The organism is Oerskovia sp. NPDC056781, assembly GCF_042789955.1.
GTDB lineage: Bacteria > Actinomycetota > Actinomycetes > Actinomycetales > Cellulomonadaceae > Oerskovia > Oerskovia rustica.
The window spans coordinates 1-15,689 of the sequence record NZ_JBHUAD010000081.1 but is presented as its reverse complement, the minus strand read 5'-3'; the positions used below and the strand labels follow the sequence as shown (position 1 = coordinate 15,689).

The window sequence follows — 15,689 nt, the reverse complement described above, 5'->3', positions numbered from 1 at the left end:
GTTCTGACGTGCAGAACGACCACAACCCCGTTCTCGGCAGGGCGAGAGCTCAGCCCGCGGTCGGCTCGTCCGTGTGCTCGACGACGTAGCTGCGGCCGTCGGGGCCCGTCACGTACTCGAAGCGCGTCTTGAGCTCGCGGTCGCGCTCGGCCTCGGCCGCGGAGACGCCGCGCCCGGGGGACCCCTGCTTCCCGACCTGTGCGGGTCCGAAGATCGGCAGGAACGTCTCGGTCATGCGCAGGCCCAGGGGGCGTCGTCGCTGCTTGTCGGCCATGCGCCTCTCCTCTCGAGAACGGTGCAAGTAGATGGTGCACCAATGATTGGTGTACCAAGCATAGGGGAGAACTGGCTACGATGACGACATGACCACCTCGATCGAGAGCGCCCCGCTGCCCGGCACCGACCCGCTCGCGCTCGAGTCCCAGGTCTGCTTCGCGCTGTCGGCCGGTGCCCGCGCGATGGTCGCCATGTACAGACCGCTGCTCGAACCCCTGCGCCTGACCCACCCGCAGTACCTCGTGATGCTCGCGCTGTGGCAAGATGCCGCGGCCGGCGAGCGCACCACGGCCACGTCGCTCGCCGAGCGGCTCCACCTGGACCCCGGCACGCTCTCCCCGCTCGTGCGACGGCTCGAGACCACGGGGTACCTCACGCGCTCGCGCAACGAGCACGACGGTCGCGTCGTCGACGTCACCCTGACCCAGGCCGGGCGCGAGCTCCGCACGCAGGCCGAGAAGGTGCCGCCCGCGATCACCGCCGCGACGGGTCTGACCCTCGACGAGCTCATGGAGGTCCACGCCGCGGCCTCGAAGGTCGTGTCCGCCGCGCTGCGCACAGGGGTCATCTAGCCCAGGCGCCCGTCCCCGGGTGACATGTCGTACGTGACCCACGGGGTCGCGGTCGCTACCGAGTCGTAGAGCCGCCGGGCCGTGGCGTTCGCCGGGTCTGTGATCCAGCGCACGACGCTCGCCCCCAGGTCCCCGGCGTGCACACCGACGGCCCCGAGCAGCAGACGCCCGACCCCGGCCCCCCGCGCCGCCTCGGCGACGAACAGGTCGTCGAGCCAGCACCCGTGCGAGCCGTCGAGCGGGCGCGCGAACGTCCGCAGCACCGCCATGCCGCCCAGGCGCGCCCCGTCCGTGGCGACCAGACCGCGGACCCCCGAGGCGCCGTCGTGCAGCCAGGACCAGACCAGGCGGTCCCGGGCCGCGTCCGCGGGCATCTCGTAGAACGCGCGGTAGCCCGCGTACAGGTCGAGCCACTCGTGCTCGTCGTCGAGGAGGACGGGGCGCACCCGCCAGGTCGTCGTCACGGCGACACCGTACCCACCCGGGGCCCGCCCCTGCGGGCGCGTCCCAGCCGTGCCTAGGGTGGCGCGATGACCTCTCCCACCGACTCCGCGCCCAGGGCTCCTCGGGTGACCCGGGCGCGCGGCCTGGCCGCCGCCGCGCTCCGCCAGTGGCACCTGCACCCCCGGTGGGCCATGGCGCTGCGCGGCGCCGTGGCCGCCGCCGTCGCGTGGGTCGTCGGGATCGTGCTGCCGGAGCCCTTCTCCGACTACCCGTACTACGCGCCGCTCGGTGCCGTGGTCGCGACGACGAGCACCGTGGCCCGCTCCGTCCGGGAGTCCTTCCAGGCGGTCGGCGCGATCGTCGTCGGAGCCCTCGTGGCACGCGGCGTGGACCTCGTGCTCGCACCCAGCGCGCTCTCGATCGCGCTCGTCGTCGCCGTGGCGATCCTCGTCGCGGGGTGGGGGCTCCTGGGCGACATGGGGTCGTGGGCCGTGACCTCGGCGCTGTTCGTCCTCATCATCGGGAACGCGGACAAGGTCGGGTACATGGGGGCGTACGTCGGCCTCGTCCTGGTCGGGGCGCTGGTCGGCATCGGCATCAACCTGCTCTTCCCGCCGCTGCCCCTCGCGGCGTCCGACGTCGACCTCGACCGGCTCAAGGACGCGCTCGCGGACCAGCTCGACCACCTCGCGGACGGACTGGACAGCGACGTCGCGCCCTCTCCCGAGGAGTGGGACGACCGGCGCCTGCTCCTCGGGCCCGTGGTCGACCGGTCGCAGCGGTCCGCCGAGCAGGCGCGCGAGGCGGCACGTATCAACCGCCGGGCCCGGCGGTACGCCGAGGCGACCCGCGCGCAGGGCTCCCGGGCGGCAGCGCTGGGCATCACGTCGTCCGTCGTCGGGGACCTCACCCGGCTCGTCACCGGGTGGGAGCGGCAGGACCTCGACGACCTGGCGTTCGGTCAGCCCCTGCGGCCCCTCGTGCGCGACGCCCTGCGCGCCTACGGGGACGCCGTGCGGTCCACGGCCGGGGCGCTCGCGGACCCCGAGGCGCTCGACCACGTCCGGGACACGACCGAGCGGCTGCGGCGAGCCGTGCGCGACGTGCGCAGCGGCTCGGACGAGGACTACTTCGTCGCGGGGGCGACCGTGCTCGCGATCCGGCGCGGGGTCGCAGCGCTGGGCGAGGAGTAGGTCCTCGTCAGGCGTCGGTCACGCTGATCGACCCGTCCTGCCCGACGGCGAAGCGCACCGTGTCGAGCCCGCTCGCGCCCGCGTCGGGAGCCACGGCGGCCTGCGCGAGCTGGGTGAGCGTGTGCGTGCCTGCGACGACGAGCACCGCACACCCCGCCGCCCGGCCCGCGGCGACCCCAGCGGGAGCGTCCTCGACCACGAGGCAGCGCGACGGGTCGACGCCGAGCCGCTCGGCGCCGAGCAGGAACGGGTCAGGGTCGGGCTTGCCGTGCACGACGTCGTCGGCCGTGACCACGACCGCGGGCGGCACGAGGCCGGACGCCCCGATGCGCGCCGCCGCGAGCGGGCGCGTGCACGACGTGACGATGGCCTGACGCGTCGCGGGGAGCGACGCGAACGCGTCGACCGTGCCCGGGAGGATGCGTACGCCCTCGGTGTCGTGGAGCTCGAGGTCGTGGATGCGGTGGTACGCCTCCTCGACCAGGTCGGCGGGCAGGAGGCGTGCGATGAACGTCCGCGCCGGGGTGCCGTGCTCGATCTGGAACGTGTCCGCGTCCGGCAGACCGTACTCGTGCGCCCAGCGGCGCCAGTTCCGGTCGACCGCGGGCACCGAGTCGATGAGGGTGCCGTCCATGTCGAACAGGATCGCGTCGAACGTGCGCCCTGCGAACGCGACGCCCGGGCTCGGGAGCGCAGGGGAGTCGGGGCGACCAGGACCGGGTGCGGGGAGGACGGACATGCCACCGAGGCTACCGGCCGTGTCGCGCGGCCCGTCCCGTGTCAGGCGGCCCGACTACTGTGGGCGCGTGAGCACACCCGGTTACTTCATCTCGTTCGAGGGCGGCGACGCCGTCGGCAAGTCCACCCAGTCCCGTCTCCTGGGGGAGTGGTTGGGCGAGCTGACCGGCCGCGAGGTCGTGCTGACACGCGAGCCGGGGGGCACAGAGCTGGGCGTCGAGCTGCGTCAGGCCGTGCTGCACGGCCGCGACATGGACGCCCGCACCGAGGCCCTCATCTACGCGGCGGACCGCGCGCACCACGTCGCGCACCTGGTCCGGCCCGCGCTCGAGCGCGGCGCGGTCGTCGTCACGGACCGCTACCTCGACTCGTCGGTCGCCTACCAGTCGGGTGGCCGTGAGCTGGGTGTCGACGAGGTGGAGCTCATCTCGCTGTGGGCCGTCCAGGGACTCATGCCGCACGTGACGGTCCTGCTGGACCTCGACCCCGCGGTCGCGGCCGAGCGGCTCCAGGGGAAGCCCGACCGCCTGGAGAGCGCGGGGATCGACTTCCACCGGCGCACCCGCGAGGCGTTCCTCTCTCGTGCCGCGGCGGACCCTGAGCGGTGGGTCGTGATCGACGCGACCGCGTCGATCGACGACATCCAGGCACAGATCCGGGTGGACCTCGCGGCCCGGCTCGAGCTCACGCCCGTGGTCGAGGAGGCCGAGGACACGGTCGAGGCGCTGCCCGACGACGGGTTCGACGACTCCGACTCCGCGATCGGCTACGCCCCGGACCTCGCGGACCTGCCGGTCACGCGCCCCGTGACGCACCCGACGCCCGGTCCCGCCGCCGAGACGTCCGCAGGACCCGCCGCCACGGGCTCCGGCGGGACGGCCGCGCCGTGACGGTCTGGGACGACGTCGTCGGGCAGGAGCACGCGGTCGAGATGCTCTCGGCCGCGGCGACCGACCCTGCGGCCATGACCCACGGGTGGCTCCTGACCGGCCCGCCCGGATCGGGGCGGTCCAACGCGGCCCGGGCGTTCGCCGCCGCGCTGCAGTGCGAGCAGGGCGGGTGCGGCGTGTGCCAGGCGTGCACCACGACGCTCGCGGGGACGCACGCCGACGTGACGATCGTCGCGACCGAGAAGGTGACCATCGCGATCGACGAGGTCCGCGACCTCGTGGGGGTCGCGAGCCGCCGCCCGTCGCAGGGGCGCTGGCGCGTCATCATCGTCGAGGACGCCGACCGCATGGCCGAGCGCACCACGAACGTCCTGCTCAAGGCCATCGAGGAACCGCCGCCCCGCACGGTCTGGGTCCTGTGCGCGCCCAGCCCGCAGGACGTCCTGGTGACGATCCGGTCCCGCTGCCGGGGCGTCGCGCTGAGGGTCCCCCCGGTCGAGGCCGTCGCGCGGCTGCTCGTCGCGCGCGACGGGGTCGACCCGGTCGTCGCCGAGGCCGCGGCGCGTGCCGCCCAGAGCCACATCGGGCTAGCCCGGCGCCTGGCCCGGGACGGCAAGGCGCGCGAGCGCAGGTCGTCGGTGCTGGCGCTCGCACGCCGGATCCGAGGCGTCGGGGACGCCGTGGTCGCCGCGGGCGAGCTCGTGGAGGTCGCGCAGGCCGAGGCCAAGGCCGCGACCGAGGAGCGCGACGCGATCGAGAAGGCCGAGCTCCTGCGCGCCCTGGGGGTCGAGCCGGGGGGCACCATGCCGCCCCGGCTCCGGTCCCAGCTCACCGACCTCGAGAAGGACCAGAAGCGTCGGGCGACTCGCCACCAGCGCGACGTCCTCGACCGGTCGATGCTGGACCTGCTCTCGCTCTACCGCGACGTCCTCGTGGTCCAGCTCGGCGCGCAGGTGGACCTCGTCAACGCCGAGCTCGCGGAGACCGTGCAGGCGCTCGCGGAGGACTCGACGCCCGAGCAGACCGTGCGCCGCATGGACGCGATCGGCGTCGCGCGCGAGCGGCTCGGCGGCAACGTGGCGCCGCTGCTCGCGCTCGAGGCGATGGCGATCGCGCTCCGCCCGCAGGGATGAGCGGGCCGGCAGGGGGCCGGCCTCAGACCGTCGACGCCTCGCGCGCGGCGGCGATGCGGTCGCCGTGGATCTCGCACCAGGCGCGGATCGCGTCGACGGGCTCGAGCAGCGAGCGACCCAGGTCGGTCAGCGTGTACTCGACGCGCGGCGGGACCTCGGCGTAGACGGTACGGGTCACGATCCCGTCCCGTTCGAGCGAGCGGAGGGTCTGCGTGAGGACCTTGGGGGTCACGGCGCCGATCTTGTCGCGCAGCTCGCCGAAGCGCAGCACGCCGGGCCGCAGCGCCATGAGGACGAGCAGGGTCCACTTGTCGCCGAGGCGCTCAACGACGAGCCGCGAGGGGCAGGACGGCGAGAACACGTCGGGCACGTCCTCGACCGGGACCGCAACAGTATCCATGAGGTAATAATGGCACGTTGAAGTCATTGGTACCTCACAGATACTGTCACCTCATCGCGACGCGCCAGGCGTCGCCGGCACCCCGGGTGGGGTCGAGGAGGCTGACATGAAGGTTCTGCTCACGGGTGGCACGGGGTACATCGGGTCCGCGGTGCTGACCGCGCTCACGGCGCACGGCCACGAGGTGACCGCCCTCGTCCGCAGCGAGGGGTCCGCGCGCACGGTCGAGGCCGCGGGTGCGTCGCCCGTGATCGCCGACATCACCGACACCACCGCGGTCGCGTCGCTCCTCGCCGACGTCGACGCGGCGGTCCACGCGGCGGCCGCGAGCGACGGCACGAGCCTCGCGATCGACACCTCGGTCGTCGACGCGGTCCTCGCGACGTTCGACGGCACGACCAGGCCGTTCGTCCACACGGGCGGCATCTGGGTGTACGGGGACGGGGACGCGATCGTCGAGGACTCGCCCCTGGACCCGCCCGCGATCGTCGCGTGGCGCGTCCCGGTCGAGGAGCGCCTCCTCGCGGCCGCGGCCCAGGGCGGCGTGGTCGCCTCGGTCGTCGTCCCGGGTGTCGTGTACGGCCACGGCGCGGGTATCCCGCCCCTCCTCGCAGGGGCCCCCCGCACGGGTCCCGACGGCGGCGCGCTCACCCTGGTCGGCAGCGGTGCCCAGCACTGGGCGACGGTGCACGTCGACGACCTCGCGGAGCTCTACGTGCTCGCGCTCGAGCAGGGGCTCACGGGGCGCCTCCTCGGGACGGGCGACGACCACGCCACGGTCGCCGACCTCACGCGGGCCGCGAGCCGTGCTGCCGGGCTGGGCGGCGCCGTCGGGCCGGAGAGCGACGACGCGAGCCGCGAGCGGCTCGGCGCGCCCTTCGCCGACGCGCTGCTGCTCGACCAGCGCGCCGCGACCACGACCCGCTCGCGCGCGGCGGGCTGGTCGCCCACGCGGCCGTCGCTCACGCAGGAGCTCGAGACCGGGAGCTACGCGCCCGTCCCCGCGGCGCACTGAGGACCACGGGGCCGGGGCTGGACGCAGCCCCGGCCCTCCGGGAGGATGTGGCGACCCGCCCCGCGACGAGAGCGAGACCATGGCCGACAGTGCTTCCCCCAGGACGTCCGACCGGCGTGAGGCTCGCGCCCGCGACGAGACCAAGGCCGGTGCGCTCGCCCTGACGGGCGCCGTGATCGCCTGGGGTCTCGCGCTCATCCACCTCGTCAACGGCTTCACCCGGCCGCTCGGGCTCGTCGACGTGCGCGTGGTCGACGCCGCCAGGGTCACCGGTGCCACGGAGGTCGGGACCGACGAGGTCGGGGTGACCGCCGTCCTGGGGGAGTCCATGCCCTGGACCGACGTCTACCTCCACCGCCCTCTCGACAAGATCGACCTGATCGCCTTCTTCGCGCTGGTCGGCGTGGCGCTGTTCCTCACCTATCTGCTTGCGCGGCGCGGCCCACGAGGAGCGCGCGCAGCCCTCGACGGCACGGCGACGGCCCGCTGGCTCGGGATCGCGCTCGTCGCGGTGGGCGTCCTGCCCGCGCTCGCCCAGGAGCAGGGGACGCTCGTGCGCCTCGCCGACGCCGGGCTCTCGGACGTCCTCGCCCCGGCCTACCCGGACCTCGGGTGGGGATGGATCGTCGCGGGGATCAGCGTGACGTTCGTGGTCCCGGCACTGCGGAAGGCGTCGCGTCGGGGGCGTGACTGACGGGGAAGCCGCGCGACGTTCATCCGATCGTCGCGCAGGGGACCCGTGAACGTCGCCGAGCCGTGGGACGGCGTCGCTAGCGTCGCCAGCGACAACGCACCGGACCACCGGAAAGGGCACTTCGACGATGACCCTCACACTGACGCTCGTCCGCCACGGCCAGACCGTCCTCAACGCCCGCCGCCACCTGCAGGGCGCGTGCGACTCGCCGCTCACGCGGACGGGCCGAGCGGGGGTGCGCGTCACCGCGCAGCACCTCTCGCGCCACGACTTCGACGCCGCCTACTCCTCGCCCCAAGGGCGCGCCGTGCTCACGGCGATCGAGATCCTGCGCCACCACCCCGACCTGAGGCTCTCGGTCGACGAGGACCTGCGCGAGCTGTCCTTCGGCACGTTCGAGCGACGGCCCGAGAGAGAGCTCGACGCGGTCGTCCCCTGGAGCACCCTCGTGCCCGCTGTGCTCGCCGGCACCCACCCGGGCATCGGCGGGGGAGAGCCCGGTGCGGAGTTCATGGCGCGCGTACGGTCGGTCCTCGACCGCATCGTCGCGGCGCACGACGACGCGGCCGGCCCGGGCGCGGGCCGTGACGAGCACGTGCTCGTCGTGGGCCACGGGCTGACCCTCGGCGCGATGCTCGCGACGATCGACCCGGCCGGGCTCGTCGCGCTGCCCAACGCCTCGGTCTCGACGGTCGAGGTCTCGGGCGGCGTCGCACGCGTCGTCGCCGCGGGGATCGACGTCGCGGGGCACGGATCGCTCGCTGCACGGCCTGCCCCGGCCGCGGCCGCGGCGCCGCTGTCCGCCTGAGGTCCGCCGCGCGTCGGCCGGGTGCTCGGGGCACGCCCGTCGGGGCGGCTGCCGACCCGCCGCCGAACCACCCGGTGAGGCGTGCGTCACTCCTGCCCCGGGACGGGTGCCTCGGTCACCCGTCGTTCAGGTGCCCGACATGTCGGGCCACCTCCGGTTCACACCGGTTTCCTACGGTCCAGCGGAACCCCCACGACCGGGAAAGACCGGAGGAACCCGCATGTCCCTGACCAGACGACTCGCCGGCTGCGTCGCCGTGGTGTCGATCGGCCTCACGACGGCCGTCGGCACCGCGGCGTCCGCGACGGTCGGCGCACCGACAGCGCCGACGGCCCTGTCGACCCTGTCGGCTCTGCCCCAGGCTGCCGCGAGCACGCCGTTCCCGCTCTTCGTCTCCGAGCTCGCCCCGGACAACACCGGCGTCGACGACTTCGAGTACGTCGAGCTCTTCAACCGTTCGGGCGCGCCGGTGGACCTGACGGCCGCGGGCATCGGGCTCGCGTACACGTACGCCGACTCGGACGAGCGCTCGCGCGACGTGCCGCTGAGCATCCCGGCGGGCACGGTCGTGCCGGCCGGGCAGGCCGTGGTCCTGTGGCTCGACTACACGTCGGGCAACGTCGACACCTCGGTCCGCACCGAGCAGGACTTCCGCGACCACTACGCCGCCGCGGGCGCGACGGCGAGCGACTACCAGCTCGTGCGCGTGAGCGGCCAGGCGGGCATGGCCAACGGCGGGGACCGTGGCATCCGTGTCCTCGGGCCCGACGGCGCGTCCCCCACCTGGTCGTTCTGCCCGGCCGGGTCCGTCGCGGCCGGGCGCACGGTGCACTTCCGGGTGCCGGGCGAGGGCTCGGCGTCGGCGGGGCTGCTCGAGGCGAAGGGCGTCCCGTCGCCGGGGGTCGTCGCGCCCGAGGCGCTGGTCCCACCCGTCACGCCCGACCCGGAGCCCACCCCCGAGCCGACGGACACACCGACCGAGCCGACCGAGCCCACGCCCGGCCCGAGCGAGACCCCGACCGACCCGCCCACGACCGAGCCGGCTCCCGGGAACGGCGCGCACCTGCAGGTGACCGAGCTGCTGCCCGACTCGTCCAACGTCGGCACGGGCGACGGCTACGAGTTCGTCGAGCTGTACAACGCGTCGAGCACCCCGGTGGACTTCGACGACTACACGCTGAACTATCTCTACCCGCTCGACGACCTGACCAACAGCCAGGTCGTGGAGTGGCCGGCCGTGCCGGGCGACGTCGTCGTGCCCGCGGGCGGGACGCTCGTGCTGTGGGTCAAGAACGGCCAGAACGACCACCTGACCGGGGCCGACTTCAACGCGAAGCTCGGCACCCACCTGGTGACCGGGACCGACCTGGTGGAGATCCGCTCGGGCGGCATGGCCAACGGGTCGCCCCGTGGGCTGGAGATCACGACCCGCACCGGCTTCGCGCTCAACCGTGCCTACTACAACCTGGGCGGCGCCAAGGACCCGGTCGCCGACAGGGGCATCCAGTACGCGGCCGACGCGGCCGACGCCATGGTCCAGCGCAAGATCGGTGTGAGCGCCGCGACGCCCGGCGCGGTCTCGGCCGCGCAGAAGCCCGCCGCGCCCGTCGAGGTCCCGGCCGACACGGTAGCGCCGACGGTCACGGACGGGACCCCGGCGCAGGTCGACCCGGCCGACGAGCTCGCGATCGAGGCGACCGTGACCGACGACGCCCAGGTGCGCTCGGTGCGGCTGCTGCTGCGCAGCGACGTCGACGCCGACCACCAGCGGATCGACCTGACGGCGGGCCTCGCCGCGGACGGGTCCGGTGCCCGGACGGCGTTCCGGCACGCGATCCACCCGGCCGACCTCACGGGCAAGCGCTGGTACGAGTACGTGCTCGTCGCCTCCGACGGCACGCACGAGACCCGCACGACCCCGCGCCGGATCGAGATCACGGGGGTCGACACCGCGCCCGTGCGCCTGAACGTGGACGAGGGCGAGTTCGTCACGGGAGCGACGTCCGTCGCGGCGGCGGGCGACACCTACCCGAGCCCGCTGTCGCTCACGATCGACGGCGCGAGCGTCGCCCCCGTCGCCCCCGCGCTCGAGGACGAGCCCGTCTTCGCGTTCGAGGCGGGCGGCGTCAACACCTTCTTCCGCAACGGCGTGCTGTCGGGCGGCGAGGTGCTGAACATCTTCGACGACGGCATCTACGAGGGCTACGAGACGATCGCGACCGACGTCCCGCTGCGCATGGTGCGCCAGGGCGACGAGCTCGTCGTGAGCGTCTACGCGGGCACCAAGGCCGCCCCGGAGATCGACCCCGACGAGAACAACGACGACTTCCAGATCAAGAACCTTCGCCTGGTCCTGCCGGACGGCCGCACGCTGCGCCCCGCCGGGTACGACGACCCGACCAAGGTCCTCCAGATGGGGGACAGCGTCGGCAAGCTCGACTTCTTCGACGCCCGCTTCACGCTCCCGGACGACGCCTTCACCGCGGTGTCCCACGCCTGGGACACCACGGCCGTGGCCGACGGCGAGCACACGGTCGCCGCGACCGACGGCACCGACTCCGCGCGGGCCGCCGTGGTCGTCGACAACACGAGCCCGGTCATCACGACCGACGCCGTGGACGGCACGGACTACCGCGGCGAGTTCACGCTCGACGCGTCCGCGACCGACGCGGGATCGGGGCTCGCATCGCTCGTCGCGACGCTCGACGGCCAGGTCGTCACGCTCCCGTACGCGACGTCCTCGCTCGTCCTGCCCGACGGCGAGCACACCTTCGCGCTGACCGCGCGCGACGTCGTCGGGAACCGGAGCGAGCGGACCGTGACCTTCACGACCCCCGTCGAGAACCCCGGTTCCGAGGCCGTCTCGCCCGCGGGCGGTACGACGGTCGAGGGCGACGAGGTCGAGCTGCGCGCCAAGGTCACCGACCCGAGCGGCGACCGCCTCGACGTCTCGTTCCGCGAGGGCTACCGGCTCGACGACGAGGACGCGGCGGTCGTGACGACGTCGGGCACGACGCGCGTCGCCGCCGACGCAGCGCTCGCCCTGCCCGGACCCGGCGCCCGCGACACGGCACGTGCAGACGGCGCGACCACGTCGTCGGACGCCGAGTTCCCCTACCGGACCTACCAGGTCACGATCCCCGAGGACGCGGGCGAGGACTACACGACCCGCCTCACCTGGGAGGGGTCGGCCAACGCCGACGCCAAGGTGCTCCTGTACGTGCTCGACACCGCCACGGGCGACTGGGAGGAGGTCGACCGGCACGTCACCGCGGCCGGGGCGACCGAGCCCGAGGCGTTCACCCTCGACGCGACCGTCCCCGCGAAGGACCACGTGCTCGACGGGGTCCTCACGGTGCTCGTGCAGCACTCCGAGGGCTTCGCGGGCGAGGACCTCTCGACGCGCGAGACGCCCGTGATCCCGAACCACCCCGAGGACACGCCGCGCTCGTCGTACGACTTCACGCTCGGCTGGGAGTCCGACACCCAGTACTACAACGACTCGTACTACGACCGTCAGCTCGACATCCACGACTACTTCCTCGACCAGCGGGACGACGTCAACCTGCAGTACGTCTTCCACACGGGCGACATCGTGGACAACCACACCCAGCCCCACCAGTGGGCCAACGCGGACGCGGCCTACTCGATGCTCGACGACGCCGCACTGCCCTACGGGGTGCTCGCGGGCAACCACGACGTGGGCCACAAGGAGATCGACTACGGGCCGTACTCGCAGCTCTTCGGCGAGGCCCGCTACGCGGCCAACCCCTGGTACGGCGGCTCCTACCAGGACAACCGTGGGCACTACGACCTGATCACCGCAGGTGGCATCGACTTCCTCATGCTCTACATGGGCTGGGGGCCGGGCGACGACGAGATCGCGTGGATGAACGAGGTCCTCGCGCGCTACCCCGAGCGCGAGGCGATCATCAACCTGCACGAGTACATGCTCACGACCGGTGGCCTGGGCCCCGTGCCGCAGCGCATCTACGACGAGGTCGTGGCGACCAACCCGAACGTCAAGATGGTCTTCTCGGGCCACTACCACGACGCGTTCACGCGGGTCGACGCGTTCGACGACGACGGGGACGGCGTGACCGACCGCTCGGTCCACCAGATCCTCTTCGACTACCAGGGTCTCCCCGAGGGCGGCCAGTCGTTCCTGCGCCTGCTCCAGTTCGACAACCAGGGGCGGACGGTCCACGCCCGGACGTACTCGCCGCACCTCGACCGGTACGGGTCCGACGACCCGTCGCTCGCCCCCGAGCACCAGGACTTCGTGATCCCGTACGCGGCGCTCGGCATCGAGCCGCGGACCAAGACCCTCACGTCGGACGCGTTCACCGCCGAGGTCCTCATGACGCGGTCCATCGCCGAGTTCGACGACGTCGAGAGCGGCACCGAGCTGTCCGCGACCTGGCACCGCCCCGGCGCGGGCGAGCACGGCTGGTACGTCGTGACCGCCGACCCGTACGGCGGCACGGACTCCTCGGAGGTGTACCTGGTGAACTTCGCCGAGGTCACCGGCGGCGACGGCGACGGTGACGGTGACGGCGGTTCGTCGGGCGGCACGGGCGGTTCGGGCGGTTCAGGCGGCGGGGGAGCCGGTGGCTCGACCACCGACCAGGCCACGGGATCCGGCACCGGCGGGAGCGCAGGAAGCGGCACCCGGCTGCCCGCGACCGGGACCCAGGTGGGTCTCCTCGTCGGGCTCGCGCTGCTGCTCGTCGCGGGCGGCGGGGTGCTCGTCGCGCGCACCCGGCGCACGGCGAGCGCCCCCGCGAGCGGCGCGGGGGACACGGGCGACGACGCGTCATAGCGCGCGCCACGCCCACGCCCGACGGCGCCGCTCCCCTCCCCGGGGGAGCGGCGCCGTCGTCCCGTCGCACGGGAAGGGAGGCGTCGCGCGCCACCGCGGGAGCCGCGACCTGTTGCGCACGTTCCCAGCATGCCTACCATCGGAAGGATGGGACTCTGGGGGAGGGCAGCCCGCAGGGGTGCACTGGGGAGCGTCGACGCGATGGCACAGGACACGAAGGACGAGAACGACCACGGGCTCGTGGCAGCCCTCCTGGCCGGGGGGCCGCAACCGGTCGCGCGCTACACGCTCGACGTCCCCACCGGTCGGTGGTGGTGGTCCGACGAGCTGTTCGAGATGCACGGGTTCGCGCCCCACGAGGTCGTCCCGACGACCCAGCTCATGCTCGCCCACAAGCATCCCGACGACGTCACCCGCGTCGCGGGGATCCTCGCCGACGTCACCCGCACCGGAGCGCCGTTCAGCGGCATCCACCGGATCATCGACGCCGCCGGGCGGACCCGGGTCCTCGGGGTGGTCGGTCAGGGCGACGTCGACCCGGCGACCGGTGAGGTCACTCGGGTCACGGGCTACTTCATGGACCTCACGGACTCGCAAGAGGCCTTCGCCCAGGAGCACGCCACGCAGGCGGTCTCGGCGTCCGCAGCCCGCAGGGCGACGATCGAACAGGCCAAGGGGGCGCTCATGGTCGTCTACGGCCTCGACGACGCCGAGGCGTTCGAGGTCCTGCGGCACCACTCGTCGATCACCAACGAGCCGGTGCGCGAGCTGGCTGCTCGCTTCCTGGCGAGCATCGCAGGCGGTCACGACGGCGCGTCGCTCACGCGCGAGGACGTGGACCACTTCTTCGAGACTCCCCGGCCGTCGACGCGGGCGAGCCAGGCGGGCTGACGCGGGCGAGCCAGGCGGGCTAGGGGCGCTTCGCCGTCGGGCTGCCGTCGCCGGAGGGCGTGCCGCCGGCGGAGGACGCGCGTCGCGAGAGCGCGACGTCCCCCAGTATCACGGCGAGCAGCACGCCGTTCGAGACCCAGTTGATCGCGAGCGGCGACAGCACCGGGTACGAGAGGTAGAGCAGGCCCAGCGCCAGGACGCCGGCGACGTGCGGCACCGACCACGACCCACCCGTCGCACGCCGGAACAGCGTGTTCCCCACGAGGTAGACCATGCCCGCACCGCAGATCAGCCCGGCCGTCCACGGGTCGGAGTGCCCCGCGTCCTCGTGGCCCAGGGGATGCAGCAGCACGATCTCGTCCGCGACCGCCGTGAGCACGATGCCGACCACGAGCAGGTACGGGACGTACGTGTACGCCGTCTGCGCGATCATGCCGGGCGAGTCGGACCCCGCGAAGAACGCCGTCGCCCGCCGCTCGGAGCGGTCGAAGTACAGCAGCCACATCAGGACCGTGGACGCGAAGGCCGCGAGGAACGCGAGGAGCACCGTGCCCGTCAGCTCGAGCTCCCCGAACGCGGTCCCCGTGACGATGATCGACTCGCCCAGGCTGATGATGATGAACAGGCCCACGCGCTCGGCCATGTGCCCGCCGCGCACGACCCACGTCGCGGGGTCGGTGGGCCCCAGCACGGGGACCCGGAACAGCGCGCGGGGCCCCGCGTAGTCGACGAGCACTGCCGTGACCCACAGGAGCAGGCGCCACGACTCGTCCGGGGCCAGGGCACCCGCGAGCCACAGGATCCCCGAGGACACCTGCCACACCGTGATGCGCACGAAGTTCGTGCCGTTCTCCGGCCAGTGCCGGTGGAGCGCGTACGCCGTCCACGCCGAGCGTCCCACCTGGATCGCGACGAACGTCCCCGCGAACAGCAGCGCCTTGTCGCCGAACGCCTCGGGGATCGCGCTCGACATGAGCAGCCCCAGCAGCATGAGGGCGATCAGCAGGGTTCGCACGGGCGTGCGTTCGGGGTCGAGCCAGTTGGTGACCCACGTCGTGTCGATCCACAGGTACCAGACCGCGGCCCCCAGGATGAGCGTCTGGACCAGGGTCGTGCCGTCGGGGTGGGCGATGAGCGAGTGCGAGAGCTGGGTGACCGCGAAGACGAACACCAGGTCGAAGAACAGCTCGATGTAGCCGACCTTGTCCGAGTCGTGGCCGCGGCCGTGGCGCAGCACGTCGATACGCATGCCCCAGGAGCCGGGCGGGCCGGAGGGGGCCGTGCGGGGCGCGGCGGCGGTCATGGTCGCGATCCTCGCACGCGGGGCACGCGGCGGCGCGGGGTACCGGTTGACGCGCACGACGACGTGGCCGGGCGGGCCGGGCCGGGCGCCTCAGGTCGCGGTGTACGGCTTGCTGGGCCAGTACGCCCACTCCGCGAAGTCCGCGACGCGGCCGTCGTCCGCGAACCGCAGGATCCACAGGTCGCGGTACTCCTGCGGCGTCGGCCCGCTGTAGCGGACCTCGACCCGCACGACGGCGGCGAGCCCGTCGACCGCGACGGGCTGGGCCGTCATGGTGAACGTCTCCCCGGCGTCGGCGAGCCAGAAGTCGCGGATCGCGTCGTGCCCTCGCAGCGGGTCGTCGTAGGGCGACCGCGCATAGGTGGCGTCCTCGGTGAAGAGCGACGCGACGGCCCCCCGGTCCTCGCCGCGCCAGGCCGCCTCGTAGGCGGCGACCCAGCTCATGACGGACTCGCGGTCCATGCGTACCTCCGGGGGTGGGGTCCGGCCGGTCGAGGTCCTGTGGGGACC

The 15,689-nt window shown here is 73.5% G+C and carries 14 protein-coding genes and 1 pseudogene; 9 read left to right on the top strand and 6 right to left on the bottom strand.

The features are described 5' to 3' along the window. Positions 1-49: 49 nt before the first annotated feature. Complete coding sequence (locus ACFRCR_RS09245; protein ID WP_056762982.1) at positions 50-274, bottom strand: hypothetical protein; 225 nt, start codon at positions 272-274, stop codon at positions 50-52. 88 nt (positions 275-362) lie between these two features. On the opposite strand from ACFRCR_RS09245, the gene ACFRCR_RS09240 reads away from it, so the two are divergent. Beyond that, complete coding sequence (locus ACFRCR_RS09240) at positions 363-848, top strand: MarR family winged helix-turn-helix transcriptional regulator (RefSeq protein WP_377676967.1); 486 nt, start codon at positions 363-365, stop codon at positions 846-848. On the opposite strand, the gene ACFRCR_RS09235 is transcribed toward ACFRCR_RS09240, so the two are convergent. Continuing rightward, a complete protein-coding gene (locus ACFRCR_RS09235; protein WP_377676965.1) occupies positions 845-1,312 on the bottom strand; it encodes a GNAT family N-acetyltransferase in 468 nt (155 codons plus the stop codon). The two genes, ACFRCR_RS09240 and ACFRCR_RS09235, sit on opposite strands and share 4 nt — an antisense overlap. A gap of 66 nt (positions 1,313-1,378) precedes the next feature. Here ACFRCR_RS09235 and ACFRCR_RS09230 point away from each other — a divergent pair, with 66 nt between their 5' ends. Then, positions 1,379-2,485 (top strand): aromatic acid exporter family protein, encoded by a 1,107-nt coding sequence (locus ACFRCR_RS09230; protein WP_377676963.1) that lies wholly within the window; start codon positions 1,379-1,381, stop codon positions 2,483-2,485. A 7-nt stretch (positions 2,486-2,492) separates the two neighbouring features. On the opposite strand, the gene ACFRCR_RS09225 is transcribed toward ACFRCR_RS09230, so the two are convergent. After that, positions 2,493-3,224 (bottom strand): HAD-IA family hydrolase, encoded by a 732-nt coding sequence (locus ACFRCR_RS09225; RefSeq protein WP_377676962.1) that lies wholly within the window; start codon positions 3,222-3,224, stop codon positions 2,493-2,495. A gap of 67 nt (positions 3,225-3,291) precedes the next feature. On the opposite strand from ACFRCR_RS09225, the pseudogene tmk reads away from it, so the two are divergent. Together tmk and ACFRCR_RS09215 are read left to right on the top strand one after the other, a co-directional pair. Further along, positions 3,292-3,912: pseudogene (tmk, locus tag ACFRCR_RS09220) on the top strand (dTMP kinase); the annotation flags it as partial. Positions 3,913-4,109: 197 nt separating this feature from the next. Beyond that, positions 4,110-5,246 carry a DNA polymerase III subunit delta' gene (locus ACFRCR_RS09215; RefSeq protein ID WP_377676960.1) on the top strand — a complete coding sequence of 379 codons (1,137 nt, stop codon included), beginning with the start codon at positions 4,110-4,112 and terminating at the stop codon, positions 5,244-5,246. A 22-nt stretch (positions 5,247-5,268) separates the two neighbouring features. Here the strand turns inward: ACFRCR_RS09215 and ACFRCR_RS09210 are convergent, their stop codons facing one another. Beyond that, the gene (locus ACFRCR_RS09210) at positions 5,269-5,646 is read right to left on the bottom strand and encodes a helix-turn-helix domain-containing protein (protein ID WP_191797223.1); all 378 of its coding nucleotides are present in this window, start codon (positions 5,644-5,646) and stop codon (positions 5,269-5,271) included. Positions 5,647-5,752: 106 nt separating this feature from the next. Here ACFRCR_RS09210 and ACFRCR_RS09205 point away from each other — a divergent pair, with 106 nt between their 5' ends. The 5 genes from ACFRCR_RS09205 (at position 5,753) to ACFRCR_RS09185 (ending at position 13,876) form a co-directional block, all read left to right on the top strand. After that, a complete protein-coding gene (locus tag ACFRCR_RS09205; protein WP_377676958.1) occupies positions 5,753-6,661 on the top strand; it encodes an NAD-dependent epimerase/dehydratase family protein in 909 nt (302 codons plus the stop codon). Positions 6,662-6,740: 79 nt separating this feature from the next. Beyond that, the gene (locus ACFRCR_RS09200; RefSeq protein ID WP_377676955.1) at positions 6,741-7,355 is read left to right on the top strand and encodes a hypothetical protein; all 615 of its coding nucleotides are present in this window, start codon (positions 6,741-6,743) and stop codon (positions 7,353-7,355) included. A 127-nt stretch (positions 7,356-7,482) separates the two neighbouring features. Then, a complete protein-coding gene (locus tag ACFRCR_RS09195; RefSeq protein ID WP_377676954.1) occupies positions 7,483-8,163 on the top strand; it encodes a histidine phosphatase family protein in 681 nt (226 codons plus the stop codon). A 220-nt stretch (positions 8,164-8,383) separates the two neighbouring features. Then, positions 8,384-12,985, top strand: coding sequence for a metallophosphoesterase (locus ACFRCR_RS09190; RefSeq protein ID WP_377676952.1), 4,602 nt, complete (start codon positions 8,384-8,386; stop codon positions 12,983-12,985). Between the two features lie 201 nt (positions 12,986-13,186). Next, positions 13,187-13,876 (top strand): PAS and ANTAR domain-containing protein, encoded by a 690-nt coding sequence (locus tag ACFRCR_RS09185; protein WP_377676950.1) that lies wholly within the window; start codon positions 13,187-13,189, stop codon positions 13,874-13,876. A gap of 19 nt (positions 13,877-13,895) precedes the next feature. Here ACFRCR_RS09185 and ACFRCR_RS09180 read toward each other — a convergent pair whose 3' ends face one another. Continuing rightward, complete coding sequence (locus ACFRCR_RS09180) at positions 13,896-15,179, bottom strand: low temperature requirement protein A (protein ID WP_377676948.1); 1,284 nt, start codon at positions 15,177-15,179, stop codon at positions 13,896-13,898. 90 nt (positions 15,180-15,269) lie between these two features. Further along, positions 15,270-15,641 carry a YybH family protein gene (locus tag ACFRCR_RS09175; RefSeq protein ID WP_377676947.1) on the bottom strand — a complete coding sequence of 124 codons (372 nt, stop codon included), beginning with the start codon at positions 15,639-15,641 and terminating at the stop codon, positions 15,270-15,272. Between the last annotated feature and the right edge of the window lie 48 nt (positions 15,642-15,689).